General features: G+C 39.3%; 27 protein-coding genes. 14 read left to right on the top strand and 13 right to left on the bottom strand.

Translation table 11 applies throughout. The features are described from left to right. The first annotated feature begins 282 nt into the window (after positions 1-282). Positions 283-1,239, top strand: coding sequence for an aromatic acid exporter family protein (locus tag KSU66_RS14235; RefSeq protein ID WP_269052133.1), 957 nt, complete (start codon positions 283-285; stop codon positions 1,237-1,239). 67 nt (positions 1,240-1,306) lie between these two features. On the opposite strand, the gene KSU66_RS14230 is transcribed toward KSU66_RS14235, so the two are convergent. Continuing rightward, a complete protein-coding gene (locus tag KSU66_RS14230; RefSeq protein WP_329958827.1) occupies positions 1,307-1,897 on the bottom strand; it encodes a YitT family protein in 591 nt (196 codons plus the stop codon). Between the two features lie 165 nt (positions 1,898-2,062). Here KSU66_RS14230 and KSU66_RS14225 point away from each other — a divergent pair, with 165 nt between their 5' ends. After that, a complete protein-coding gene (locus KSU66_RS14225) occupies positions 2,063-3,697 on the top strand; it encodes a catalase (protein ID WP_443028979.1) in 1,635 nt (544 codons plus the stop codon). A 66-nt stretch (positions 3,698-3,763) separates the two neighbouring features. Here KSU66_RS14225 and KSU66_RS14220 read toward each other — a convergent pair whose 3' ends face one another. After that, positions 3,764-4,318: a GyrI-like domain-containing protein gene (locus tag KSU66_RS14220; protein WP_269052131.1), complete on the bottom strand. Its 555-nt coding sequence runs from the start codon at positions 4,316-4,318 to the stop codon at positions 3,764-3,766. Positions 4,319-5,054: 736 nt separating this feature from the next. On the opposite strand from KSU66_RS14220, the gene KSU66_RS14215 reads away from it, so the two are divergent. Then, positions 5,055-6,740, top strand: coding sequence for an immunoglobulin-like domain-containing protein (locus KSU66_RS14215; RefSeq protein WP_269052130.1), 1,686 nt, complete (start codon positions 5,055-5,057; stop codon positions 6,738-6,740). Positions 6,741-6,809: 69 nt separating this feature from the next. Here the strand turns inward: KSU66_RS14215 and nadD are convergent, their stop codons facing one another. Both nadD and KSU66_RS14205 read right to left on the bottom strand, forming a co-directional pair. Beyond that, positions 6,810-7,439 (bottom strand): nicotinate (nicotinamide) nucleotide adenylyltransferase, encoded by a 630-nt coding sequence (nadD, locus tag KSU66_RS14210; RefSeq protein ID WP_269052129.1) that lies wholly within the window; start codon positions 7,437-7,439, stop codon positions 6,810-6,812. 25 nt (positions 7,440-7,464) lie between these two features. Further along, positions 7,465-8,013 (bottom strand): cysteine hydrolase family protein, encoded by a 549-nt coding sequence (locus KSU66_RS14205; RefSeq protein ID WP_269052128.1) that lies wholly within the window; start codon positions 8,011-8,013, stop codon positions 7,465-7,467. A gap of 440 nt (positions 8,014-8,453) precedes the next feature. On the opposite strand from KSU66_RS14205, the gene KSU66_RS14200 reads away from it, so the two are divergent. The 7 genes from KSU66_RS14200 to mnhG are packed head-to-tail and all read left to right on the top strand — an operon-like array spanning position 8,454 to position 14,211. Next, entirely contained in the window at positions 8,454-10,865 is a 2,412-nt protein-coding gene (locus tag KSU66_RS14200; protein ID WP_269052127.1) for a Na+/H+ antiporter subunit A, read from the top strand. Beyond that, positions 10,852-11,274: a Na(+)/H(+) antiporter subunit B gene (locus tag KSU66_RS14195; protein WP_269052126.1), complete on the top strand. Its 423-nt coding sequence runs from the start codon at positions 10,852-10,854 to the stop codon at positions 11,272-11,274. The genes KSU66_RS14200 and KSU66_RS14195 overlap by 14 nt, the downstream gene beginning before the upstream one ends. Further along, entirely contained in the window at positions 11,274-11,621 is a 348-nt protein-coding gene (locus tag KSU66_RS14190; protein WP_269052125.1) for a Na(+)/H(+) antiporter subunit C, read from the top strand. Before KSU66_RS14195 ends, KSU66_RS14190 begins: the two co-directional genes overlap by 1 nt. Further along, a complete protein-coding gene (locus tag KSU66_RS14185; protein WP_269052124.1) occupies positions 11,614-13,101 on the top strand; it encodes a Na+/H+ antiporter subunit D in 1,488 nt (495 codons plus the stop codon). The genes KSU66_RS14190 and KSU66_RS14185 overlap by 8 nt, the downstream gene beginning before the upstream one ends. A 6-nt stretch (positions 13,102-13,107) precedes the next feature. Beyond that, on the top strand, positions 13,108-13,587 hold the full coding sequence (locus KSU66_RS14180) for a Na+/H+ antiporter subunit E (protein ID WP_269052123.1): 480 nt from the start codon (positions 13,108-13,110) through the stop codon (positions 13,585-13,587). Next, positions 13,584-13,865, top strand: coding sequence for a Na(+)/H(+) antiporter subunit F1 (locus KSU66_RS14175; protein ID WP_269052122.1), 282 nt, complete (start codon positions 13,584-13,586; stop codon positions 13,863-13,865). The genes KSU66_RS14180 and KSU66_RS14175 overlap by 4 nt, the downstream gene beginning before the upstream one ends. Further along, positions 13,849-14,211 (top strand): monovalent cation/H(+) antiporter subunit G, encoded by a 363-nt coding sequence (gene mnhG / locus KSU66_RS14170; protein ID WP_269052121.1) that lies wholly within the window; start codon positions 13,849-13,851, stop codon positions 14,209-14,211. The genes KSU66_RS14175 and mnhG overlap by 17 nt, the downstream gene beginning before the upstream one ends. 131 nt (positions 14,212-14,342) lie before the next feature. Here the strand turns inward: mnhG and KSU66_RS14165 are convergent, their stop codons facing one another. The 8 genes from KSU66_RS14165 to KSU66_RS14130 form a co-directional block, all read right to left on the bottom strand. Beyond that, positions 14,343-15,041, bottom strand: a complete 699-nt coding sequence (locus KSU66_RS14165; RefSeq protein WP_269052120.1) for a hypothetical protein — start codon at positions 15,039-15,041, stop codon at positions 14,343-14,345. Next, positions 15,038-15,913, bottom strand: coding sequence for an ABC transporter ATP-binding protein (locus KSU66_RS14160; protein WP_269052119.1), 876 nt, complete (start codon positions 15,911-15,913; stop codon positions 15,038-15,040). The genes KSU66_RS14165 and KSU66_RS14160 overlap by 4 nt, the downstream gene beginning before the upstream one ends. Beyond that, entirely contained in the window at positions 15,903-16,280 is a 378-nt protein-coding gene (locus KSU66_RS14155) for a GntR family transcriptional regulator (protein WP_269052118.1), read from the bottom strand. Before KSU66_RS14155 ends, KSU66_RS14160 begins: the two co-directional genes overlap by 11 nt. A gap of 213 nt (positions 16,281-16,493) precedes the next feature. Continuing rightward, complete coding sequence (locus KSU66_RS14150) at positions 16,494-17,501, bottom strand: NADP-dependent oxidoreductase (protein WP_443028978.1); 1,008 nt, start codon at positions 17,499-17,501, stop codon at positions 16,494-16,496. A gap of 124 nt (positions 17,502-17,625) precedes the next feature. Beyond that, positions 17,626-18,819 carry a dicarboxylate/amino acid:cation symporter gene (locus KSU66_RS14145; RefSeq protein ID WP_269052221.1) on the bottom strand — a complete coding sequence of 398 codons (1,194 nt, stop codon included), beginning with the start codon at positions 18,817-18,819 and terminating at the stop codon, positions 17,626-17,628. Positions 18,820-19,010: 191 nt separating this feature from the next. Further along, entirely contained in the window at positions 19,011-19,322 is a 312-nt protein-coding gene (locus KSU66_RS14140; protein ID WP_269052116.1) for a DUF4870 domain-containing protein, read from the bottom strand. Positions 19,323-19,418: 96 nt separating this feature from the next. Further along, on the bottom strand, positions 19,419-19,808 hold the full coding sequence (locus tag KSU66_RS14135) for a DnaJ family domain-containing protein (protein WP_269052115.1): 390 nt from the start codon (positions 19,806-19,808) through the stop codon (positions 19,419-19,421). An 18-nt stretch (positions 19,809-19,826) separates the two neighbouring features. Further along, positions 19,827-20,060 carry a hypothetical protein gene (locus tag KSU66_RS14130; protein ID WP_269052114.1) on the bottom strand — a complete coding sequence of 78 codons (234 nt, stop codon included), beginning with the start codon at positions 20,058-20,060 and terminating at the stop codon, positions 19,827-19,829. 141 nt (positions 20,061-20,201) lie between these two features. On the opposite strand from KSU66_RS14130, the gene KSU66_RS14125 reads away from it, so the two are divergent. Beyond that, entirely contained in the window at positions 20,202-21,452 is a 1,251-nt protein-coding gene (locus KSU66_RS14125; RefSeq protein ID WP_269052113.1) for an erythromycin esterase family protein, read from the top strand. Positions 21,453-21,673: 221 nt separating this feature from the next. On the opposite strand, the gene KSU66_RS14120 is transcribed toward KSU66_RS14125, so the two are convergent. Further along, positions 21,674-22,153: a PaaI family thioesterase gene (locus KSU66_RS14120; protein ID WP_269052112.1), complete on the bottom strand. Its 480-nt coding sequence runs from the start codon at positions 22,151-22,153 to the stop codon at positions 21,674-21,676. Positions 22,154-22,309: 156 nt separating this feature from the next. Here KSU66_RS14120 and KSU66_RS14115 point away from each other — a divergent pair, with 156 nt between their 5' ends. The 3 genes from KSU66_RS14115 to pepF all read left to right on the top strand — a co-directional run bounded on the left by KSU66_RS14115 (position 22,310) and on the right by pepF (position 25,160). After that, on the top strand, positions 22,310-22,750 hold the full coding sequence (locus tag KSU66_RS14115; protein ID WP_269052111.1) for a hypothetical protein: 441 nt from the start codon (positions 22,310-22,312) through the stop codon (positions 22,748-22,750). Between the two features lie 173 nt (positions 22,751-22,923). Next, complete coding sequence (locus KSU66_RS14110) at positions 22,924-23,244, top strand: hypothetical protein (protein ID WP_269052110.1); 321 nt, start codon at positions 22,924-22,926, stop codon at positions 23,242-23,244. Between the two features lie 98 nt (positions 23,245-23,342). Beyond that, positions 23,343-25,160 (top strand): oligoendopeptidase F, encoded by a 1,818-nt coding sequence (gene pepF / locus KSU66_RS14105; protein ID WP_269052109.1) that lies wholly within the window; start codon positions 23,343-23,345, stop codon positions 25,158-25,160. Positions 25,161-25,397: the final 237 nt, after the last annotated feature.

Here is a 25,397-nt window from a genome sequence, read left to right as displayed (position 1 = left end):
AGTCAATTTCGAATATAATATTTAAAATATCTGTGAGTTATTATGAATGCTAGTCCCGCCCATTGCTAAGCGATGATTTGAGGATATAGATCACGATTCATTCACTTCATGTTAAACTATGGGCAGAGGATCTATTGAAGATTTGTCCAAAAAACTTCCTTACAACCTGCTACAAATAGGTTATGGTTTGTACACTTGTATAAATGTACGAAGTAACGTGAATGTTTGCAGAACAGGTCCCCTGCAAACATTCACATAGAAAATAATAGGATGGTGCTTTATATGAAAGGTATGGGCTTTCGGACGATTAAAACTGCTGTCGGAGCGGGATTGGCAATTTGGATTGCTAGTTTATTGAATCTGGAATTTGCAACATTTGCAGCAATTATGGTGATTATCAGTATCGAGAAAACAAAGAAAAAGACAATTATTTCAATTAAAGATAAATTCTTTGCCTCTCTATTATCTATGTTTCTTGGTGCATTGTTTTTTGAAGTATTAGGATACTCCCCCATTGTCTTTGCTCTCTTTATATTAGTATTTGTTCCAATCCTTGTAAGAGCTGGGATCCAGGCCGGTTTTGTTTCTAGTATGGTTATCTTATTACATCTTTATGCTGTTGAGGATGCAAGTTTGGCTACGTTTCTGAACGAGTTATATATTATAATCATCGGTATGGGAATCGCTCTTCTGGTCAATAGCATTATGCCAAATTTCAAAAGAGATATTGATAACTACAAACAAGAAATCGAAGAGAAGTTCGAAGCTATTCTCTTTGAATTCTCAGCACATTTAAGAGATAGTACGCGAAACTGGGATGGGAAAGAAGTAATTGAAGTAGAGGATTTGATTAATCAGGCAAAGAATATTGCGATTCAAGATGTAGAAAATCATCTGTTACGCAAACAAAACAAAGACTACTATTATTTAGAGATGCGAGAGGATCAGCTCGAACTCCTAAAACATATGCTGAAAATCGTCGCTGTTTTCTCTTCATCCAGCCTTCATGTCAAACAGAAAGAAATGTTGGCAACATTTTTAGAGAATTTAAGCGAAAACGTACATTCAGGAAATACTACAAAAACTTCATTAAATGAGTTAAAGGAATTAAAAGAAACAATCCAAAATACAGAGTTGCCGAAAACAAGAGAAGAATTTGAAATACGGGCAAATCTCTATTATTTAATTTTTGAAATTGAAAACTACTTAAACTTAAAGAGAAAACTTTTTTCAAAATAAAATCGCCCGTTTTATCAATACCTAATCTAATATATGATAGTTGAGGGGTGAAAAAACTTACCCAAAATCAAGTACGAGTACTGGGCCTACTCTTTTTTGAAACGATATAACTAGTCGTAACTCCCACAAACAAAACAGTCACATAAGACAATATTAAGTGTGTGGAAATCAGTAACATGCTACCTATGGAAACAATAACTATGTCAAAACCAAAAATGACAAGCCCAGGGTTTAATTTTAATTTCTTAGATACCATTTGCGCCAGTAAATCTATACCGCCATCGCTAATATCATGTAAAAACATAATGCCTACCCCTGCCCCTATAAATATTCCACCTAGTGCTGCACTTAATATCGGAGCAATTGCCATGGTCCTACCGAGATAATGTAAAGGATATAATAAATCGATAATTAGTGAGGATAATAGCATGCCATGGATTCCATTATAGAAAAATGTCCGATAAAAAAACCAGGCAATAATAAAGATTGGGATACTTATGAGAAGATATGTTAGTCCTACCTTTACACCAAATAAGTAATGAAATACCAAACTAATTCCTATCGCACCGCCTTCTAATAACTTGTACGGAACGAGAAATAGATTGATTCCTATGGCAATTAAGAGGCTTCCAATTAGTATGGTAATTGTTTTCTTCAAAAAGATAATAGACCCCCACCTTCAAGTGACTTTATAGATGTATATGAGGACAGCCCGCAAATCTACACTAATTTCTGAAGGTAATAAAGGTATCTTTTGTTTTGTGAATTTAAATAGCTGTTACAGGAATTATTTCCATCTAATTTGTTAAGAGTATAGAGACAGATGCTTGCTAAATCATCTTGGCGATTAGGAGGAAGTAATTTGTCAACAGATCCAACAAATCAAGATCAGAATGAAGCACTAGAGAATACATTGACAAATAGACAAGGGCACCCTGTCACGAACAATCAAGACTCACGGACAGTAGGGAATCGTGGACCAGCCGTTTTAGAAAACTACGATTTTCTTGAAAAAATTAGCAATTTCGACAGGGAACGTATTCCTGAAAGAGTCGTTCACGCTCGAGGCGCTGGTGCTCACGGTATTTTCGAAGCTTATGGAACAGCCGGGGATGAGCCAATATCAAAGTATACACGCGCAAAGTTGTTTCAGAAAAAAGGAAATGAAACGCCAGTTTTCGTTCGTTTCTCTACAGTTATCCACGGTAACCATTCCCCTGAAACACTGCGGGACCCTCGTGGTTTTGCGGTCAAATTTTATACAGAAGATGGTAACTGGGATCTCGTCGGAAATAACTTGAAGATTTTCTTCATTCGCGATGCCATTAAATTCCCAGATATGATCCACGCATTTAAGCCCGACCCGATTACGAACATACAAGATGGTGAACGTTTTTTTGACTTCTGTTCCAATTCGCCAGAATCCTTTCACATGGTGACATTCGGTTATTCTCCTTGGGGCATTCCTGCCAACTACCGGATGATGCAGGGTTCTGGTGTAAACACTTATAAATGGGTAAATAGCGAAGGTGAAGCAGTTCTCGTAAAGTATCACTGGGAGCCGAAGCAAGGCATTAAGAACTTAACACAAAAAGAAGCAAGTGAAATTCAAGGTGAAAACTTTAATCACGCAACCCAAGATTTATATGACGCCATTAAGCGGGAAGATTATCCAGAATGGGAACTCCTTGTCCAAATTATGAGTGACGATGACCACCCTGAGCTTGATTTCGATCCACTTGATGATACTAAGCTGTGGCCTGAAGATCAATTCCCATGGTTACCCGTTGGAAAAATGACGTTAAACAAAAATCCTGTCGATTATTTCACGGAAGTCGAACAGGTTGCATTCGGTACAGGTGTCCTCGTCGATGGCTTGGAATTTTCCGAAGATAAGATGCTTCAGGGACGAACATTCTCTTACTCGGATACACAGCGTCACCGTGTCGGGGCGAATTACTTACAACTTCCGATCAATGCACCGAAGAAACGAGTCGCCACAAATCAAAGTGGTGGACAAATGCAATATAAAGTCGACCGGGCACCAGGACAAAATCCACATATTAACTATGAACCATCAAGTCTTGGCGGATTACAAGAGTCAAAACAGGTCGGTAAGGAGTATCAACCATATATTGAAGGTAATTTAGTTAGAGAGCCAATCGACAGACAAAATAATACAAAACAAGCCGGTGAAACCTATCGTATGTTTGAAGAATGGGAACGCGAGGATTTAATTTCAAACTTGGTAGCAGACCTCTCAAATTGTGATCCAATTATTCAAGATAAAATGACGGCGCTCGCTGATGAAGCAGACGTTGATTATGGGCGTCGGATACGGGAAGGCTTGGCACGAGCATCAAGTGGCGGTTCGAGTCAGAAACCTCTTGGCAACCGAGATGGTGAAAAAGCACCTAGAAAAGCCGTTGAAAAGGGCCATGAGGCAGACCCATATTAGTAACGACAAAAAAACTGTTCATCAATTATATTGTCAATTGATGAACAGTTTTACTATTTTAACCTACTATTCTTTGATTTTAAACCAAATCTCTGTCGACCACTTTTCAAGATCTGGTTCAACGGCTGGATCAGTTAAATAGTACTCAAACCGGCCACCCCAAACCTCATCTTCGCCTTCCATTTGGTTATCCCACTCAATTCCATTTTCTTTCGCCCACTCTTCGAGAATATTGAACGAACTACTAATGCGATCCGGACGACCAATATGTACCAGCGTCGCGTATTTACCAGCAGGAATTGAGCCTGTAATCACATGGTCATCGCCGAATATCGGGCTTGTAATTGGGACTCCGACCTCAAGCTTGAAATTTTTCTCCGTATCTCCAATTACCAAATATCGATAGAACGGGGCTCCACTCGGTTGAACACCCTTCTCTCCTAGCCAAGCGAATATTTCCTCAACGAGGGCATTCGCTTTTCCCCATTCCTTGGAAGTGACCTCTATTGGAATCGAAATATATGGTCGCTTAGCACGTATTTCCACCACTGGTTTATTTATTACCTTAGTATCGTTTGTCTTGGCATTCTGATTCAAAGTTTTATTAGTGTTTTCCGCCATTATGATTTCTCCCCTTTTCAAGAAAAATTGTAGTAGAAGACTAAAACAATTTTACATCTTACTATTCCCGTAAAAGACTATTTTATAACTAAATGACTTGGTATTTATTAATTCACTTTAATATTCATCACCATGATATTGCTTGTCCTTCAATTCTTTAAAAATAATCAGTGAGCTAAGTTAGCAATTATTGATCCTGCAATTAAGATACTATATGTCCTATTATCTCATCTTATTACAACTACAATTATTTCTTTCGGGTTGAAAACTTTTTTATTATTCTAATTATACACTAATCTTACCTATTGAACCTCTAAATTACCAATTATTCACTCATTTTAGGATATGCTCTTTGTTCTTGTTTGTTCTTGTTTGCTTTTGATAATTTCGGGAAGAGAACTATACAGAAACTAGTGTGGTTATTTTCCACACAACAATAAATTGGATTGATGTCTGCCATTTTATATAATATCAGTAAATGAGTATATATTAATTGTTTAGACCCACTTTAGAAGTAAAGTGGATAACGAAAACCTTGTCGCGCACAAGTTTCATTTGCATAGAACGGTAATTTTATGACTTACCTCGATTACATACTGTTAGCTTCCTAATTTTGGGGCTCAAAGTGTATTTACATAATCAAGTGCATTCGTTAAGCTCATTCTAACAGCATGGTAACTAATATATGCCACTTTACTATTATATTATCAATTGTGATAGTAAAAGGAGGGGCAAGATGGATAATCATTTCAAACATTATAATGCACTTATATTCTTAATTATCGGCAGTTTATTGCTTTTTTCATTCTCTTTAACCGCATCTGCTGAAAGTATTACGCTTGATCAAGTTGTTATTATTGAAACAAAAGATGATTTCGACCAAGGAGAAGCCGCTCGTATGAAGGGGCGTATAGGGCAAATTCACCCATCTATTATTAACGCTCTTTATGAAAGAAACCTCACAATAAAATTAATTAACTTCCCACTAACGGACCTACCTGAGTACGAGTTCCTTAGAGGCGAAATTCCAAGAGGTTGGGAAAATACCGGAAAGACTTGGGATGACGTACCTGGTGCTGGCGGTAATCCCGCAGTGGCAAGAATTGGCTACAGTAATCCTAGCGAATGGCACGGTACTATTAATCTTGAATTACATGAACTTGCTCACCTTATCGACAGTCATGTGTTCAATTATAGTAGCCATACTGCAGAATTCAGTACAATACATAAAGAGGAACAAGCTGGTTTTCTCCAGGGTGTTTATTTTACAAACACCGAGGAATATTTTGCCGAGTCATTTAGTTATTATTATTTAGGCGGCGAAAGAAGATCCAAGTTACAACTACAAGCACCAAAGACTTATAAATTTATCTCTAGCCTACCGTTGCGACTTTCTGGTGGGCAGCCAGAAAGTGAATTACCAAAAATTGTTGACGTACATGCACCCGTAATCACATTAGTCGGCGATGATACGATCGAGTTAACGATGGGCCAGATTTATAACGAATCAGGTGCAACAGCGACAGACGCTATCGATGGTGATTTGTCAGGAGATATTGTAATTTCTAATGAAGTCAATACTGCGAAACCTGGTCAATACAGTGTTTTCTACTCTGTGACAGACAAGGCAGGCAATAAAGCGACAGCTATACGCATAGTAATTGTTTCAGAAATAAATGAAGATTTAGCCGCACCCATCATTACAATCCTTGGAGACAAATCAACTGAATTATTCGTCGGTGATACGTATGAAGAATTAGGCGCAACTGCCGAAGATGATGTCGATGGGGATCTTTCTAAAGCAATTTTAATTTCCGGAGAAGTCGACACTACTAAGCCTGGTAAATATGATGTAACATATTCAGTAGTAGATAATAATGGGAATACAGCAACAGCTAATCGCGTGGTAAATGTTTTGGAAAATGAATCCCAAAAAGATATTAGCCCACCAGTTATAACGCTAGATGAGGACACCCCTTTCGAACTAAACGCGGGTGGGGTTTATGAAGAAATGGGTGCAACTGCAAAAGATGCGATGAACCGGGATTTATCTGATGCAATCATCATTACAGGTGAGGTAGATACCAATAAGCCTGGCCAATACACGAAGACCTATTCAGTGACAGACGATGCCGGTAATATAACAACAGAAACACGTACAGTAACTGTTCTAGAACCACCGGTTTCAGACGAAGATAACAAAGATGATGAAGATATTTCGAATGAAAAATTAAAAGTTGGCGGTGGAAAAGCGCCTAATATTAGTATGGAAGACAGTAGTGAAGTCGGTACGAAAGATAATGCTGACTTAGATGCTTCACCGTTACCTTCTTCGCCAAATTATCTATGGTTAATCTTGTTGATTGGATTATCATTAATCCTTTCCGCTAGCATAATATTGCTGGTGAGGAAAAAAGTTTAAGCTTTAGTTCAAACTAAAAGGAATCAGAGGCCATCTCTGATTCCTTTTTTGTTTAAATGCCGCGTAAAGTTATCTTTCATGTTCATCAGCATAGAGTGAGTACTCTTTTATATAAAAATAACAAGAATCGGGGAGCAAATAACGTGGTTCCCCGTCCATAGCAAACTCTTCACGAATATAGGTCGAGCTTATTTCCATTGACAGGCCTTTATCAAGCAAGTGAAATGTCGTTCCATCATCATTATTTCTTAAGATGGCCGATCTACTGATGGTTTGTAGCATATCAATGCCATCACGGGCCATGACGATAAACTTATTTTCTTTAACAAGGGCACTCCCATTCCCCCATTTTCCAGCTGCGATATCCACCAACAAATCCGCTCCCATGACAAAATAAATTTCATCATTTGGAAATAATTCTTTGAAATACTTAAGCGTTTCATAGGTTGTGATTTTCCATGCTTCTTGTTGTAACTCATAGTCATCTGCTATAAATTTATCGTTGTCACGAATCGCCAGTTTCACCATATTCCAACGATGGTGATCACTTATATTCATAGTCTTGTCTGTTCGCTTACTTGACGAGGGTAGAAAAATGACCTTATCTAAATTACATCGATGTGCAATTGTACTTGCCGTCCATAAATGAACATTCGTCACTGGATCGAATGACGATCCATAAATACCGATTCTCGCCATATTACTTCTCCACCTTCATTACTTATTAAATAACTTCTGCACCCAATGTCGATTTGAAATGACTCAGAGCCCAGTCATGCCCAGCTTGGTTAAAGCTGGCAACGCCGTTTTCATGCACAACTATTTTAAATCCCTTATTGTAGGCATCAACTGCTGTATGAAGAATACAAATATCAGTACAAACCCCTACTAGATGAAGTTCGTTTATGCCGCGCTCACGCAATTTAAGTTCAAGGTCTGTTCCCGTAAAAGCAGAGTACCTTGTTTTGTCCATCCATAAAACATTATCCTTGTTTTGATTATCTTGATAAAGGCTATTTAAATCGCTGTACAATTCCCGTCCTTCTGTATGCTCGATATTATGTGGTGGAAATTGTTTCGTTTCTGGATGAAATGCATCGTTTTCTTTATGTAAATCAATGGAAAAGACTACCAAGTCATTGTTGTTGATGAATGTACTCGTTAATTCACAAATATAAGCTAGTAGCTGCTGTCCTGGTTCACCACAAGTTAATTTACCTTCAGGTGCGACAAAATCATTTGTGTAATCAATGTTAAGTAACGCTTTTTTCACAATAAATTCCTCCCGTGATTTAAAATATTTTTTTGTTAGCGAAAAAAACAATACAAAGCAAGGCAAATTACTTTCCCGATGACATTATCAACAGTTATCATTTTCGTTAAATGCCTACAGCCTTACTCTTATATTAACAGATTACCGCTAATAATAGGGCACGCCGGGCATTATTTTACACTTCATTCTAATTATGTTATAGTAGTAAAAATCAAATAAACGCACGAACCTGGAGGAGCCTGTCACCAAGGGATATCTATATCCCTTGGTAACGGGCTTTTTTTGCATTTTTTTGATAACCAAATGACGAGAAAGGAGGTTTAGTGTTGAAGTTTGGAATAACTTCTAATTAGATATAGTATAAGTAACAGAACCTGTTGCATAACACTACAGCAACTTGCCGAGAATAAAGTTTCATTCATTATGGAAGGAGGATTATCTTGAATTTCGTATTACTTATTTTTCTGCCTATTGTGGCAGCACTATTTGTTCCACTCCTTTACAGGAAACTGAAAAATGTACATACTGGATGGTTTGTATTACTTGTTCCCGTCGTCCTCTTCATTTACTACATAGGATTCATCAAAACTACAATGGAAGGTGGACATGCTATATCCGAGCTGAAATGGATTCCATCACTTGGGATTTCATTTGTCTCGTATATCGATGGGTTAAGCTTACTCTTTACCTTGCTCATAACAGGGATTGGCGCACTCGTTGTTCTTTACTCTATCTTTTACCTTGATAAAAATAAGGAAAAACTAAATCTATTTTACGTCTATCTGTTAATTTTCATGAGCGCCATGTTAGGTGTCGTACAGTCAGACAACGTTATTTCACTTTACTTGTTTTGGGAATTAACTTCTATATCATCATTCCTGCTCATTGGGTATTGGAATACCCGTGATCGTTCACGATTTGGTGCTTTGAAATCAATGATGATCACTGTATTTGGCGGACTGATGATGCTAGGTGGATTCGTCCTATTAGGGATTATGGGAGATACTTTTTCCATTCGTGAACTTATCGCCAACGCACCCTCTTTTGTAGGGCATGAATTCTTTACGTTAGCGCTAGTCTTAGTCTTGCTAGGCGCGTTTACGAAGTCCGCACAGTTTCCTTTCCATATTTGGTTACCTGACGCGATGGAAGCGCCTACGCCGGTCAGTGCTTATCTGCACTCTGCAACGATGGTAAAAGCAGGTCTTTACCTTGTTGCTCGGTTTACGCCCATTTTCGCAGTTTCTGAGGTATGGATTTGGCTTGTAACTGGCATTGGTCTTTTGACACTGTTCTGGGGATCACTCTTTGCAGTAAAACAAACCGATTTGAAAGCGATTCTTGCATTCTCGACTATCAGCCAACTTGGACTCATCATGTCACTTCTTGGTGCGGGTGCACTTGCGTTTCACTCGGATGATCCGATTTTCAAATTCGCCACATTTGCAGCAATCTTTCACCTGATCAACCACGCAACGTTCAAAGGTAGTTTGTTCATGATTGCAGGTATAGTTGATCATGAAACTGGTACGCGAGATATTCGGAAACTTGGTGGATTGATGAGTATTATGCCCGTAAGCTTTACGGTCGCATTCATCGGTACAATGTCGATGGCCGGATTACCGCCATTCAGCGGTTTCCTAAGTAAGGAAATGTTCCTTCAATCGATGCTCGCCATTCGTCATTTTGAACTATTCAACTTTGCCACGTGGGGAATCATCTTCCCTGTTGTCGCGTGGATAGCAAGTGTGTTCACGTTCGTCTATAGCTTTTATTTTGTTTTCAAGACGTTCGCAGGAAAACAAAAAAGCGAACCCTTACCACTTAAACCGCACGAAGCACCTATCGGGATGCTTGTCTCTCCCGTAATCTTAGCAACACTCGTTGTTGCAATCTTTTTCATCCCGAACCTTATTGGGAAATGGTTTGTGAAACCGGCCGTGATAGCTATCCAGCCTAGTCTCTACAGTCACCCTTCTGAAGTTGCGGTTGATGTTGCGGCATGGCATGGGATGACTGATCCGGCAATGTGGATGACGGTCGCTATAGTCGGTGTAGGTCTACTGCTTTTCCTAACAATGGCAAGATGGCAGAAACTTTACGATATTCAGCCTGAGTATTTGTCGTTAAATGGATTGTATGATTCGGTCATGCTATTTAGCGAAGGCGGGATGAACAAAATATCTCGCTTCTATATGACTGGTCTAATTAGAACCTACCTGATTTATATGTTTGCGTTTATAGCAGCAATTACTGCGGCAACATTATTCATCAAAGAAGCTTTCATCGTGGATATGGACAGCTTCTCACCGGTAAACTTATACGGAATTCTAACTGCTATCGTTCTGGTTATCGCAGTTGGTATGGTTCTTCTCGCGAAAACTAGGCTTTCAGCAATTATTGCGCTTGGTGCTGTTGGCTATTCGGTCGCTTTATTCTTTGTCATATTCAAAGCGCCAGACTTGGCGCTTACTCAGCTCGTTATTGAAACGATTTCGGTTGCTTTGTTCTTGTTAGCATTTAAATATTTACCGGCACTTAATAATCACGGCGAAACGAAACGTAATAAGTTGGTTAATTTAATTATTGCTGCGGCAGTTGGAATTACAGTAACGCTTGTTGCTTTATCAGCCCATTCTCAAAAAATGATTCCTTCGATTTCACAGTTTTACAAGGATACAGTAGCAACAGAAGCCGGGGGCGGTAATATCGTCAACGTCATCCTTGTCGATTACCGTGGATTTGATACATTGTTTGAGATTGCTGTTCTGTCAATCGCTGGAATTGCCATCTTTGCAATGATACGCCTGAAGTTGTCAAGAAAGGGGGAGAGTACGGATGAAAACAAATGATGTCATGTTGCAAACCGCAACTAAACTCGTATTCTTCATCATTTTCCTTTTTTCAATCCATATTTTCTTTGTGGGACACTATACACCTGGGGGCGGATTCGTTGGAGGTCTGCTTACAACAGGAGCAATTGTGCTCCTGTTGCTCGCCTTTGATTTGAAAACCGTTCAAAAAGCATTGCCGTTTAACTTCACAATTGTGTCAGCTATCGGCTTACTACTTGCTTTCGGAACAGCTGCAGCATCAATCTTTTTCAACGTTCCTTTCTTTACACATGCATACGATGATTTCACATTGCCTTTGTTTGGCGTAACGTCTCTTCACACGGCAATGATCTTCGATGCAGGTGTTTATCTTGTCGTGGTAGGTTCAACTGTAACAATGATTCAAACAATTGGAGGGGATAAATAATGGAATTTCTAATGGCTATCGTCGTCGGAATACTTTTTATGGCGGCCGTCTATTTGATTCTTTCCAGAAGTCTCCTCAAAGTTATTTTGGGGACAGGCCTGCTAAGTCATGGCGCACATTTACTGCTCCTTACTATGGGGGGACTTGGTGGAAATTCACCTCCAGTCCTTGCCGATGGCGTAAGCGTATCCGACTATGCGGACCCGCTACCTCAAGCGCTTATTTTAACAGCAATTGTCATCAGTTTCGGTGTTACGGCGTTCATCCTTGTTCTAGCCTATAGATCGTATGCCGAAAGTAAAACAGACAATATGAATCTCATGAAAGGAAATGACGAACATGATTAATCTACTTTTATTTCCAATCATATTGCCATTCCTTTTCGCAACTATTCTTCTGTTCTTCAAGGAAAATATCAAGGTACAGCGATTGTTGACACTTTTCGGGCTACTCATTAGCTTGGTTGCCTCACTTTTCCTCGTGGCAAAAGTGAAAGCGGACGGGGTCCAGGCAATTACACTCGGAAGCTGGCCGGCACCATTCGGAATTTCTATGGTTTCCGATATGTTGTCTGCATTGCTTGTAACAACAACGATCTTAATTACATTATTTGTTGTTATCTATAGCTTTACTGCAATTGGTCAGGAGCGGGAGCGCTTCTTTTATTACCCCGCTATCCTGTTCATGATTACAGGTATCAATGGTGCTTTTACAACAGGTGATATTTTTAATATGTTTGTATTCTTTGAAGTACTGCTCATTGCCTCGTACCTTTTAATTGTTTTGGGCGGCGAGAAAAGACAACTTCGCGAATCAATCAAGTACATACTTGTCAATGTCATTTCATCAGCGCTATTCGTAATTACGGTGGCTTACCTTTACTCTGTTGTCGGCACATTAAACATGGCCGATATCTCAGTAAAAATCGCAGAAATTGGTCAGCCCGGAATCATAACGGTAGTCGCGGTCCTATTCTTAATTGTATTTGGAGTGAAAGGCTCGCTATTCCCGCTTTATTTCTGGTTGCCGGGATCTTATGCAGCTCCTCCAGTACCAGTGCTCGCATTATTCGGCGCATTGCTGACTAAGGTCGGGATTTATGCAATCATCAGGACCTATACACTGTTTTTTGTTCATGACATCGGGTTTACACACGGTTTATTATCCGCTCTGGCACTACTCACGATTATTGCGGGTTGTATAGGCGCACTTGCTTATTTTGATTTAAAACAAATAATTATTTACAATATCGTAATTGCTGTTGGTGTCATTTTATTCGGCGCTGCACAAATGAATGATGCCGGACTAACTGGTACAGTTTTCTACCTAATCCATGACATACTTATTAAAGGGGCCTTGTTCCTTCTGATTGGGATTATCATTTATGTCACAGGAACGTCCAATTTACGTAAAATGGGCGGACTAATGAAAACACATGCCCCACTCGGCTGGATGTATCTTGTTGCTGCATTTGGTCTTGCTGGAATTCCACCATTAAGCGGTTTCGTAGGAAAGCTCCTTATTGTCCAAGGTGCATTCGAGGCCGGTAACGTCTTTGGAAGTATGATTATCCTGCTTTCAAGCCTTGTCGTCCTATTGTCTGTCATTCGGATTTTCATCTACGCATTTTGGGGCGACCCCACTCTTGTGGTATTGCCGAAAACTAATCGTAGTACGTATCGGAAGATGATGATGCCTGCTGTTGCATTAGTCGTCTTGTCCGTGTTATACGGTGTAGGTTCCGAGTGGCTCATGCCATATATGACTGATGCTTCAAATGTTTTACTACAACCATCCATCTATATTGATGCGGTGTTAAAGGAGTAGAAGACGATGTCATTTCAACTATTATTAAACTTTTTCGTCGCGCTTGTTTGGATGTTTATTAGTTCCTCATTTACTGCTTCAACATTCATAATTGGGTACTTGATTGGACTCTTAATGATCATAATAACAAGACGTTTCTTCACGTACCGTTTGTATATTTGGCGGCTTTGGGCGGCCTTTAAATTAGCCCTATTGTTCCTAAAGGAGTTAACGCTATCGAACATTTCCGTGCTTCGTCTCGTATTGAGACCGAAAATGGATATACAGCCGATGATTTTCGCTTTACCAACTGATCTTGTTGAGGACTGGGAAATTACACTGTTATCAAGCTTGATTACATTAACGCCAGGAACGATTGTTTTGAACATTTCTGACGACCAAAACACGCTTTATATCCATGCCATTCACGTCGATGATGTGGATAATGCGATTGATTCAATTAAAAATTCATTCGAGAAAGCGATTAAGGAGGTTAGTCGATCATGATAACATTCATATGGGTTTGCCTAATCCTTTTGCTTCTTTCGATTACCGGTTTGCTGTACCGTGTATTCCGCGGTCCATCAATTCCAGACCGGCTCGTTGCACTTGACTCGATTGGCGTCATCCTTATTTCGGCTATTGCCCTCCTATCAGTCATCTTTGATACTGGATTTTTCACGGACGTTATCTTGCTAATTGCAATTATGTCCTTCATCGGTACCGTTGCATTCTCTAAGTTCATTGAGAAAGGAGAGATAATTGAGCATGACCGTACTCGCTAATATTCTTATTATCCTTCCGCTAATAATTGGTGTCGTTTTCAGCATTGTCGCAGTCATTGGTATATTGCGACTGCCGGATGTATATACGAGGGCACATGCCGCTTCTAAGAGCGCTACATTGGGTGTACTTAGTATATTATTGGGTGTGTTTTTTCACTTTTGGATAAATGAAGATGTCGTTAGTGTTCAACTTTTACTCGCGATTCTATTTTTATTTATCACCTCCCCTATTGGCGGCCATCTGATGAGCCGTGCTGCTTATATTTCAGGAGTCAAACCGACCAAACTTACAGTCCGCGATGATTTTGCTGATGTCTTAAAAAAGGCAAAAAAATCAAGGAAGTAAATAAATTAGGGATTCACCTAATGATGATATATGTATCAATATCAAAAGGCCGACAAATTGTCGGCCTTTTGTTTATTTAACCTTAAATTATATTTTCAATGGACCCGTTGATGACGATATTCTTTCTTACCTCAAACACTTGGAATAATAAATGAACGACGCATAACTGCCCAGCAAATAAGAAATATCAACAGGCTACCTATCACAGTATAGCTAAAATAAAGAGGCCCATTAATGCTTAAATAATTTTGTGTAAATGACGACATTGAAGATACAACACCCGGTATAAATGTCAATACGATTATCGGCACTACCAGTCCCCCACTAACCGCAAGACCAAACCGGAACAAGATGCTCGAGAGAAGAAGGGCCACACTAATAAGCAATAAAGATATGCTAAAATCAATAAAAATCCTCGTTGCAAAGTTGTCAGTAATCGTCCCAAACTGTGCTAAATGGTAAAAGTTAATGCCAGTTAGGGAATAAGTTTTTATTACTGCGTCAAAAGTCAGTAATAATATATTGTTAAGTAATGACATGAAGAGTGATATGAGAATGAGATAAAGCGAAGTATATAAAAAATAGCCTTTTCTTGTTGCACCCCATTGAATCAGATGCGGAAACGAAGACTTCAGTAATTGAAATCCCCAAATACTTACAAAGATGTAAATCACAAAGCTACTTCCATATATTATGTTCGACTTTTCAAATGTAAAGGCGACTAATAATCCAAGTATATGTGTAACGGTAAAAATAATCCAAAATATACTCAATGGTCTACGGGAATCAATCGCATGAAACTTTAATATTCCTAAGTGGATATCCCTCATTGCACGGCCTCCTTGACCACTTTTTCCGTTAGGTGTACTAATAACTCCTGCATTGATAAGTGACTAACTGACAATCCTAGCCCCGCTGCCTTGTTAGTAGATAAGTGTGGATCATAAATAATGGATGTCGCAGTATTATGAAAGCCCTGCACTTTCATCACATTTTTCCCCTTACAAAAATGGTCAACAACATCTTTAGGGCCACTAACTGCATATCCCGCTCCTCTTAAAGTTTCCGCTTCTTCATAAACAATCAACTTCCCTTCTTTTAAGATCATTACCTTCTCAAACAAATTATTTATTTCATCCACTAAATGTGTCGATAAAATAAATGTTCTAGGGTATTCATCATATTCCTCTATTAATAATGTATACAACTCCTGTCTGGCGCTTGCATCCATTCCGGTATATGGTTCGTCGAAAATTGTAATGGGTGACCTGCTCGACACTCCGACAATTACACCTAGCGAAGATAACATTCCTTTTGATAGGGCTTTGACTCGCATCGCCTTATCTAGATTAAATAACTTCACTAATTCTTCTGCAAGTTCCTGATTCCAATTCGGGTAAAATAAAGAAGCTAACTGTAACACTTCTTGAATTTTGAAATGTGGTTTAAAATTACCGGCCTCTTTAATAAAACAAATCGATTGAATAATTTCTCGGTTATCAAATGTTGGTTTTCCATTAACCCGAATCGTTCCTTTTGTCGGCAATAATTGCCCGGAAAGTTGGTTCATTAAAGTTGTTTTTCCCGCACCATTTCGGCCAAGTAAACCGATGATTTTCTGCGGTTCGATTGTAAAAGTAACTTCATCTAACGCCCTTTTCTCTTTATAAAGTTGACTAACATGATTTGCCTCAATCCTCATGATACACGTCTCCTTTTTTAATAAATGAAATAATTTCATCCGTCGATAAATCTAACTTCTTTGCTTCTTTCAGAAGGGGACTAATATATTCAGCAAAAAACTTCTCCTGGTGTTTTGTAAGCAGGATCCTTTTGGCATCTTCCGCCACAAACATGCCAACCCCTCGTTTTTTAAATAGGATTTTCTCATCAACTAGCTGATTTATTCCTTTGGCGGCTGTAGCCGGGTTTATTTGAAAGCGAACGGCAAATTGATTTGTCGAAGGAACTTTCTCCCCTTCTTTCATGGTGCCATTTAAAATTCCATCTGTAATATACTCGGCAATTTGTATGAATATCGGTTTCGCCTCATCTAGTTTATGTCTCACTGGCTCCTCCTTGGTTGGTTGGTTGGTTGGTTGGTTGGTTACTCATGTAACCAACCTTACCTGCAGTTGTTAGAATTGTCAATATGTTTATCTTGTGATAAATGAAGGAGAGCGTATGAAAGATTAAAGTTAAAAACCCAACCAAGGAAGTCCCTGGTTGGGTTTTGTTTTTCTCGTTCGATTCTGATTTTAATCGTACTACTCACCACTAATTTAGCTTTCGATTTCAGCTACTTTTACAATTGCCTTTCCAAGGTTCGCACCTGCGAATAAGTCAAGAAAAGCATCTATTGTATTGTCGAATCCTTCTGTGACTGTTTCTTCATATTGTAATTTTCCTTCTTGTAACCATCCTGCTAATGCCATCGTACCTTCACCAAAACGAGCTGAATAGTCGCCGACTGTAAAGCCCTTCATAAGCGAACTTGTTTTGATCAGGTAACCCTGAACGCGTGGACCAACATCTGCGACCTCGTTATTGTAGGCCGATATTGCGCCACAAACAGGGATGCGTGCAAACTTATTGAGTAACGGATATACCGCGTCAGCAATTTCGCCGCCGACATTTTCATAGTAAACATCAATTCCGTTTGGACATGCCTTGGCAAGTGAATCGTTGATGTCTTCTGTTTTATAATTTATGACTGCGTCAAATCCTAGTTCTTCCTGAAGATATTTCACTTTCTCATCTGAACCGGCGATTCCCACAACATAAGCACCTTTAATTTTCGCGATTTGGCCAACGATTGAACCAACTGCGCCCGCAGCTCCTGAAACCACTACCGTCTCGCCTTCTTTAGGTTGTCCAATATCGACCAAACCAAAGTAGGCTGTTAATCCAGTCATCCCCAATACGCTTAAATAAGCTGAAGCGGGTGCCAGATTAGTATCCACTTTCTGAATACCTGTTTCTTTCACAACCGAGTACTCCTGCCATCCTAAGCTTCCTAAAACAATATCATTTTTTTTGAAATGTGTAGATTTTGATTCAACCACTTGTGCAATTACGCCGCTCGCAATCACCGAATCTAATTCAAATGGCGGTATATAAGATTTTCCTTCATTCATACGCCCTCTTAAATAAGGATCGACTGAAATATAAACTGTTCTAACAAGTACTTCACCCTCTGCTGGAACAGCGATTGGTGCCTGAACAAATTCAAAATCCTCTTTCGTTGGTAAGCCTATTGGTCTTTTAACTAGTTTAATTTGTTTTTGCATAATGATCATCCCTTCTATTTCTACTATAAATAAGTATACACCCTTCGCTGATTACTATCCTGAAATAGGATTACGTAAAAAAGAACTGGACAGCTTAAAAGCCATTCCAGTTCTATCTATTCGGTTACGATTTAAGCACTCGTTTTTCGCGTTTCCTTTCAGTACCCGCCACTACAACTGCTGCGGATGCGTCACCCACAACATTTACTGACGTACGCATCATATCTAGAATCCGGTCAATTCCTGCGATTAGTGCAATTCCCTCAAGCGGCATATTGACCGATGTTAAGACCATCGTCAACATAATAAGCCCAGCCCCAGGAACACCTGCTGTCCCAATAGAGGCTAGCACCGTTACTAAGACAACAGTCAGAAGCTGCATTAAAGACAAATTCAGATTAAAGAATTGTGCGATGAATACAACCGCTACCCCTTGGTAAATCGCTGTCCCATCCATGTTAACTGTCGCTCCTAGTGGCAGTACGAAGCTCGTGACTTTATTTGGAACACCTAGGTTTTCATTTGTATTTTTTATGGTTACCGGTAAGGTTCCTGCGCTACTCGCCGTACTATATGCAACTAATGCGGCTGGTGATATTCCTTTGAAAAACTTGAGCGGATTCATCTTTCCAAATACTTTTACAGCTGATGAATAAACAACTACTGCATGTATGATACAGGCGATATAAACAGCCAAAATAACTTTCAACAGCGGCAGCAGGACTGAGAGACCATATTGCCCTACAATCGGTGCTAACAAACCTAGAATCCCAATTGGTGCCACCTTCATAACAATTCCTGTGATTTTGAACATCACTTCTGAAAAGCCTTCAAAGAACTTATAAACAGGCTGCGCTTTCTCTCCTACGAATGTAATCGCCAACCCTATAAACAACGCGAAGAAAATAATTTGTAATATATTTCCTGAGGCTAAAGCGTTAAAAGGATTTTCCGGAATGATATTTAAAATTGTCGTAATTGTACTTTGTTGTTCGGCTGTCGCAATTTCTGGAACCGCCAAACCATCTGCAGATATGTCCAACCCCTTGCCCGGCGATATGGCAAATGCAACGACGAGACCGATAACGATGGCGATGGCCGTTGTCGCTAAATAGTAAGCAACCGTTTTCATGCCCATTCTGCCCAATTGCTGTGGATCAGACGAACTCGCTACGCCAACAACTAGCGTTGATAAGATTAACGGTGCGATGATAAATTTAATTAATCGTAAAAATAAATCGCCCAATGGCTGTAAAAAATTAATAGAGCTGCCGAAAAGACTTCCCAATAAAATGGCCAGTACAAACGCAATAAAGATTTGGGTAACGAGATTAAATTTTACCTTTACAACTTCTCCTCCTTTATATTATTTTCAAGTATCCTATTAGCTTTGGTTCTCCTATCATACTCATTCCCTACTATGTAAATGAATGGTTTCCCCTGTCTCGTGATTTTACAACAAAAAAAGGACGTATTCTGTTTAAAGTTCTACAGAATACGTCAAATACTTTATAGTGGTATCCATCTACCAACAATCGGATAATTATAATCCTCATTTTTCAGTGCCTTAACTATGCCGATAATCGGAACTATTAAGTACATAATACCGAACCCAATTAAAAATGGAATACCAATAAGGACCACTGAAAATATTGCAGATATAGTAATTAATACACTCATAACAAGTTGAAATAAAACCGCTTGTACAGACAAGTTTTTGACTCCCTGATCCTCAATCAATAAAAAGATGAGCACCGGTACGAGAAACGGGGCGAAGAATGCACTCGCATGAACGAATACTTTCAATCCTACTCTTTCCATATATATAACCTCCACTTAATTCTAATACCTTATTATACGGATGAACAAAGCTTTGGTTTCATTTATTTTAGAGCCCGCATCTAAATTAATTTATAGCTATTCCCAACGTACTCTCGCCGCTTCAATATTATGATAGGATATCCTACCTTTTTGTAGTGGCGGAGGACACGACTTGTCATATTCAGAGATTTTCTTATTGACTGCCGCCACACTTTTTTCTTGATTGTTTGCTGGGTTCGCTGATTTCAACTTTTCAATTTCAATGATTTCATCGCGAATTTCATGTTGCAATTTTAGCCAATGGGGTTTGTAGCCTGCATCTTTTGCAATTCGCTGGAAATGTTGACAAGTATCACCAGACAGGTATTCTTTAGATAAGGGTTTACCTGCACCTTTCAAACTTTGAATTTCTCCATTCGATGCATCGTTCTTTAACATGTCCCCGATAAAATCCCTATACGGAGGATTCAATTTGTCATTGTCCATTAGAGCACACCTACTTCATCAGATTTTCGTTATGTCATTTTGATTTGGTGTATATTCCAATCGCATTTTTTCTAGTTCGAGTTTCATTTTTTCGGTTTCGATAATGAAGTTTTGCTGTTTTAACTTTTCCAGTTCTATTTCCTCACGAATCAATTCAGCACTAATTTTCGCAGTTTTTTGTTTGTGTTCCGTTAAGATTGCAATGATTGGTACGACCATAACGACAGCTACAATTCCAAAAGCTAATAACAATCCAACCACCTCTTGTTTAATTAGTTTGATAATTTATATTGTACCTTATTAAGTTGTTCTGTCACGCTAATTTCACCTTTTATATTAGAATGGTTTAGGACATACTTGAAAAATACGGCAATAATTGAAGGAGGTTTAAAAATGACTAAATCAATTACCAATACTATTCAAGACGCGTCACTTCCATTCGAAACCACGAATGATCTAACCGCTCTTATAGAGGCCATTGGAGGAGCTAAAATTGTTTTATTGGGCGAGGCAAGCCATGGAACTTCAGAATTCTATTCGGTTCGGGCAGAAATTACGAAAAGGCTAATTGTGGAGAAGGGTTTTACTGTCATTGCAGTTGAAGCTGATTGGCCGTCTTCTCGATCTGTTAATCGATATATAAGAGGTATTGAAGATGCGAATATGACAACACGTGAAGTATTAAAAGCCTTTAAAAAATGGCCAACTTGGATGTGGGCCAATGAAGAAATTGTCGATTTGGTTGACTGGCTAAAAACTTATAATAGCCCACTAGCTTCTAGTCAAAAAGTCGGTTTTTATGGAATAGACATCTATAGCTTATGGGAATCAATGGAGGAAGTCCTTCATTACTTAAAAGAGGCTGATCCTACTGGGACCGATTATAAACGAGCACAAAAAGTTGTTGACTGCTTCGAACCCTTCAATCATTTACCCGAACATTACGCCATGGCTACTGCACATTATCCAATAACATGTACCGCGGAAGCTGAGGAATTATTATCGTCAATCATTGCAAACGAGCACCTTTATCCTTCTGAGTTTGAACAACGACTTAATTTAAAAATGAATGCTTTACTAACAAGAAATGCAGAAAGATATTACCGCACTTCCGTTAAAAGCGACTCGAAATCTTGGAATATTCGCGATGAACATATGGTTGAGGCTATTAATGAACTCCGAGACTTTCACGGAGACGATGTTAAAATCATCGTTTGGGAACATAACACGCACATTGGTGATGCTAGAGCGACGACGATGATAGACGATGACATGGTCAATGTTGGCCAACTTCTCAGAGAACAAAATAAGGAAGAAGATGTCTATGCGGTAGGATTTGGTACACATCGTGGAACTGTTATTGCAGCAAACCAATGGGGTGATCCGTTTGAAGTTATGAAAGTCCCGCCTGCAAAGAAAGAGTCGTGGGAATATTTCTTACATGAAGCCGGAGCCTTTAACAAGCTACTTATTTTCGATGATGAAAATCGAGCAGCCTTTTACAAGTGGATTGGCCATAGAGCAATCGGCGTCGTCTACAATCCCGAATACGAAGCTTACGGAAATTATGTCCCGTCCATAATCGGAAATCGATACGATGCTTTTATTTACATCGATGAAACGAGTGCGCTGACTCCGCTTTAGTGATTTGCTTGCATGATTCTAGGTTTCCTTGCACCCGGAGTGGCTTCCTTGCACTCAAACCGATTTCGCTTGCACACACCACTATTTGCTTGCAAGTCAGGACTTAATTACTACTTTATTCACCTTGAATTACTCTGTCCCCTGACGATAGGAAGGACACCTTATCATCTATAAACTTAAAACAGCTGACTGCACATGGTAGTCAGCTGTTTCATATTTTCTTATTTATTTGTAAAGGATGTTGGCGCGACGACTCCGACAACTTCGCCTGTTGCGCAAAGGACATCGTCTGCAAATACTTCTACAGTGACTTTCCACTTCTTCGGATGAATTTCTTCGACCTTACCCACGGCCTTTAAAGTTGGACCATGTGGTGTTCGTTTTAAATAATTTACATTTAGTGAGGCGGTGACAAATCTTGGTGATGCTTCCCCACTTCCTGGCTCAAATCCATTTTTACGATGTAGCGCCAGCGCTGCGGATCCTGTCCCATGACAATCTACAAGTGACGCTATCAGACCACCATAAACGAATCCTGGAATTGCAATATGATCCAGTGACGGTTCATAGTACGTAACCGTCTCCTCCCCTTGCCAACCTGTACGGAAATGATTTCCTGCTTCATTTAACCGCCCACAACCGTAACACCAGGCAAAATCATCTGGATAATCATCTTGAATTGCATGAACTACCTTAGTCATTCAAATCACCCTTTCGATTATGTATCTTTCAATAGTCAGTATACCATTAATTTGATTGATTTATTTGAATCCTCACTAAAACATTTTTTCATTAGTACAAGATATATTTGGTTTCCTTGCGTATACTATATAATCAAGCCGCGGGAGGAAATTTTTATGAGAATGAGAGCCTTTCTATTAATCGCCATCTTAATTGGAGGCACATATATGATGCTTCAATCTGGCAATGAGGATAAGGAAAAGGACCTTTTCGAACTGCTAGATTCACAGATTACATTTGATACCCTAATTTTTAATAAACCGCCCATATTCGGAACTGACGCTAAAACGTGGATAATCGAGGACGATGAGGAAATTCAATCTCTTTTGCATTTCCTAGAGCAGTATCGCTTTCGTCAACTATCACCTAAAGAAATAGATTCCCATGGCGTAACTGAGCAATTCACCATCATTTTACAAAGTGATAGCGGCCACTCGATTAGCGTTATTGTCACTGAGGATTTAATTATCCAGAACTCAGTGTTGTATTACGAAATTGTTGATGGACCACTTAACGTTGATTGGCTCGTTAATTTTTTCGTTAGCAATCAAAACTAAATAAGTTAAGCACCGCGGGGACAAGAAAGTTATTCTACTCTTGTCCTTTTTTTGTTAGTTAAATTGTATACCATACTTCCCCAATCCACTTCGACTTAATGGGCGTTTTCCGTTCTTATCCCCGCAATATCCGATATACTTAAAGTAAGGATTCACAAAAGGAGTTTTCATAGATGGAGTATAATGAGTTAAGTATCGATGAACAAGTAATCGCAAAATATAAGCACGATGAGAAAGTTATGATTCAGTTGTTTGTCCAGTGGTGTATGAATCACGGGGTTGATCCAAATAAGTTGTATGGACGAGCTTATCCTGAACAACAGAAAAACCCTTCTTTGCAGGAGGTTTTGAAAGAAATGGATGGTGCCGAAGAGATGGAAATTGAAAATGAAACCATGCTCGACGTGCTACAAGTATTCGGGAACTTTGACCTTGCCTTTGTTCTGTCAGAAGAAATTGAACGCCTTGATAATCTACCAAACAATGCCGACTGACTGAAAGTTGCAAAGAGAGCAATTCGTTTTTACATTTCTTTCATATTACTATATACTAATAATTAGTTCGATATCCGTAACATAAGGGAGAGATAATATTGGTTAAAAGTTTGCCATTACGTTCAGAAGTACATATAGATGAAACTTGGAATTTACAGGATCTTTTTAAAACTGAAGAAGATTACAACACGGCAGTTGTTGAACTTGAAAAAGAAGTTGATATTTTTGCGGACAAGTTTAAAGGGAATATTACAGATTCAGCATCAGCGATTGAAGCCCTAACAGGTTATTTATCTATCTCTGAAAAGGTAGTTCCTATTGGGACTTATACAAGCCTAGCATCCAGCCAGGACCAAACAGATGACGATGCACAAATGCGCTCAAGCAAATTCGGATCCATCGCTGCAAAACTTAATAGCAAGCTATCTTTCGTAAACAGCGAATTATCCGAGCTACCTGCAGCAACATTAGACGAAGCAATGAAAAACTCGGCAGATTTCAAAAATTTCTTAGAAAAGTTAATTAAAAAGAAAAAATATCAACTACATCCAGAAGTCGAAAAAACATTGGCTGCATTTTCTTCAACATTTAGCGAACCTTATGGCTTGTATAACACTACAAAAATGGTCGATATGACGTTTGATGATTTTGAAGTAGACGGAAAAAATTATCCCCTAAGCTATGTGTCGTTTGAAGGCGATTGGGAATCTGAAACCGATACAGCTAAACGCCATGCAGCATTCGATGCATTCTCAGCTAAATTAAGAGACTATCAACATACGACTGCGAAAACATATGATATGCATTTACAAATTGAAAAAACAACAGCTGATTTACGTGGCTACGATACCGTTTTCGACTACCTACTGTTCAATCAAGAAGTTGACAGAACGATGTACGACCGCCAAATCGATTTAATTACTAAAGAACTTGCACCTCATATGCGCAAGTATGCGAAACTTCTTCAAAAAGTTCACGGGCTGGATAAAATGACTTTTGCTGACTTGAAGATTTCGCTTGATCCGACGTACGAACCGGAAATTACAATCGAAGAATCGAAAAAATATATCGATGACGCACTTGCAATTATGGGTGATGATTACTTAGATATGGTCAATCGTTCATATGAAGAACGCTGGATTGATTTCGCGCAAAACAAAGGGAAAACGACTGGTGCATTCTGTTCAAGTCCACACGGATATCATCCGTATATCCTTATTTCTTGGACAGGCAGTATGGAAGACGTATTCGTTTTAGCTCATGAACTTGGACATGCGGGACATTTCTATAATGCCAACCGTGCACAAAACGTGTTCAATGCACGTCCGTCAATGTATTTCATTGAAGCACCATCAACAATGAATGAAATGCTTGTCGCCAATCACTTATTGAAAAACTCGGATGATCCGAAGTTTAAGCGTTGGGTTATTTCTTCAATCGTTTCACGCACTTATTACCATAACTTTGTGACACACTTGCTTGAAGCAGCCTACCAACGAAAAGTTTATGACCGTATCGATGCAGGCGGTAGCGTAAATGCAAATGTGTTGAATGAATTGAAACGCGGCGTCCTTGAGGAATTCTGGGGAGACGACGTTGAGATTAATGAAGGTGCCGAACTGACATGGATGCGTCAACCACACTACTATATAGGCTTGTACCCTTACACATACAGTGCAGGACTTACAATTTCCACACAGGTTTCCAAGCGTGTCTTGGAAGAAGGTCAACCAGCTGTTGATGAATGGCTAGAAGTATTGAAAGCAGGCGGAACAAAATCACCGGCTGAACTTTCAAAAATGGCCGGTGTCGATATTACAACTGACAAACCGCTACGTGACACTATCGCTTACATCGGTGATTTAATCGAGCAGCTAGTTGTGTTAACGGAAGAAATCGAATCCGTGAAAATTTAATCTCCTTTCTGCAAAAAAGACGAACTTTCATAGTTCGTCTTTTTTTTATTGCTCGTGGTCTCTTTTTATGCGCGACGTCCGGTGGCTTATGCGCTGTTAAATACTTTTATGCGTCGGAATACTTTCTTATGCGCCGCTGCGAGGTTTTATGCGCGCGGTGGCTTTTTATGCGCCGCGTCCGGTGGCTTATGCGCCGTTTAATGCTTTTATGCGTCGGAATATGTTCTTATGCGCCGC

It is taken from the genome of Sporosarcina sp. G11-34, from assembly GCF_026931025.1.
Note: the sequence above shows the minus strand (reverse complement) of the source record. Positions and strands in the feature narration are given on the sequence as shown.

What these genes read in the sequence shown, in the direction of transcription:
- KSU66_RS14235 (WP_269052133.1), top strand. Translation starts at nt 283, where the DNA reads ATGAAAGGTATGGGCTTTCGGACGATTAAAACTGCTGTCGGAGCGGGA.
- KSU66_RS14225 (WP_443028979.1), top strand. Translation starts at nt 2,063, where the DNA reads ATGCTTGCTAAATCATCTTGGCGATTAGGAGGAAGTAATTTGTCAACA.
- KSU66_RS14220 (WP_269052131.1), bottom strand. Translation starts at nt 4,318, where the DNA reads ATGGCGGAAAACACTAATAAAACTTTGAATCAGAATGCCAAGACAAAC.
- KSU66_RS14215 (WP_269052130.1), top strand. Translation starts at nt 5,055, where the DNA reads ATGGATAATCATTTCAAACATTATAATGCACTTATATTCTTAATTATC.
- nadD (WP_269052129.1), bottom strand. Translation starts at nt 7,439, where the DNA reads ATGGCGAGAATCGGTATTTATGGATCGTCATTCGATCCAGTGACGAAT.
- KSU66_RS14195 (WP_269052126.1), top strand. Translation starts at nt 10,852, where the DNA reads ATGAAAACAAATGATGTCATGTTGCAAACCGCAACTAAACTCGTATTC.
- KSU66_RS14190 (WP_269052125.1), top strand. Translation starts at nt 11,274, where the DNA reads ATGGAATTTCTAATGGCTATCGTCGTCGGAATACTTTTTATGGCGGCC.
- KSU66_RS14185 (WP_269052124.1), top strand. Translation starts at nt 11,614, where the DNA reads ATGATTAATCTACTTTTATTTCCAATCATATTGCCATTCCTTTTCGCA.
- KSU66_RS14180 (WP_269052123.1), top strand. Translation starts at nt 13,108, where the DNA reads ATGTCATTTCAACTATTATTAAACTTTTTCGTCGCGCTTGTTTGGATG.
- KSU66_RS14175 (WP_269052122.1), top strand. Translation starts at nt 13,584, where the DNA reads ATGATAACATTCATATGGGTTTGCCTAATCCTTTTGCTTCTTTCGATT.
- mnhG (WP_269052121.1), top strand. Translation starts at nt 13,849, where the DNA reads ATGACCGTACTCGCTAATATTCTTATTATCCTTCCGCTAATAATTGGT.
- KSU66_RS14165 (WP_269052120.1), bottom strand. Translation starts at nt 15,041, where the DNA reads ATGAGGGATATCCACTTAGGAATATTAAAGTTTCATGCGATTGATTCC.
- KSU66_RS14160 (WP_269052119.1), bottom strand. Translation starts at nt 15,913, where the DNA reads ATGAGGATTGAGGCAAATCATGTTAGTCAACTTTATAAAGAGAAAAGG.
- KSU66_RS14150 (WP_443028978.1), bottom strand. Translation starts at nt 17,501, where the DNA reads ATGCAAAAACAAATTAAACTAGTTAAAAGACCAATAGGCTTACCAACG.
- KSU66_RS14140 (WP_269052116.1), bottom strand. Translation starts at nt 19,322, where the DNA reads ATGGAAAGAGTAGGATTGAAAGTATTCGTTCATGCGAGTGCATTCTTC.
- KSU66_RS14135 (WP_269052115.1), bottom strand. Translation starts at nt 19,808, where the DNA reads ATGGACAATGACAAATTGAATCCTCCGTATAGGGATTTTATCGGGGAC.
- KSU66_RS14125 (WP_269052113.1), top strand. Translation starts at nt 20,202, where the DNA reads ATGACTAAATCAATTACCAATACTATTCAAGACGCGTCACTTCCATTC.
- KSU66_RS14120 (WP_269052112.1), bottom strand. Translation starts at nt 22,153, where the DNA reads ATGACTAAGGTAGTTCATGCAATTCAAGATGATTATCCAGATGATTTT.
- KSU66_RS14115 (WP_269052111.1), top strand. Translation starts at nt 22,310, where the DNA reads ATGAGAATGAGAGCCTTTCTATTAATCGCCATCTTAATTGGAGGCACA.
- KSU66_RS14110 (WP_269052110.1), top strand. Translation starts at nt 22,924, where the DNA reads ATGGAGTATAATGAGTTAAGTATCGATGAACAAGTAATCGCAAAATAT.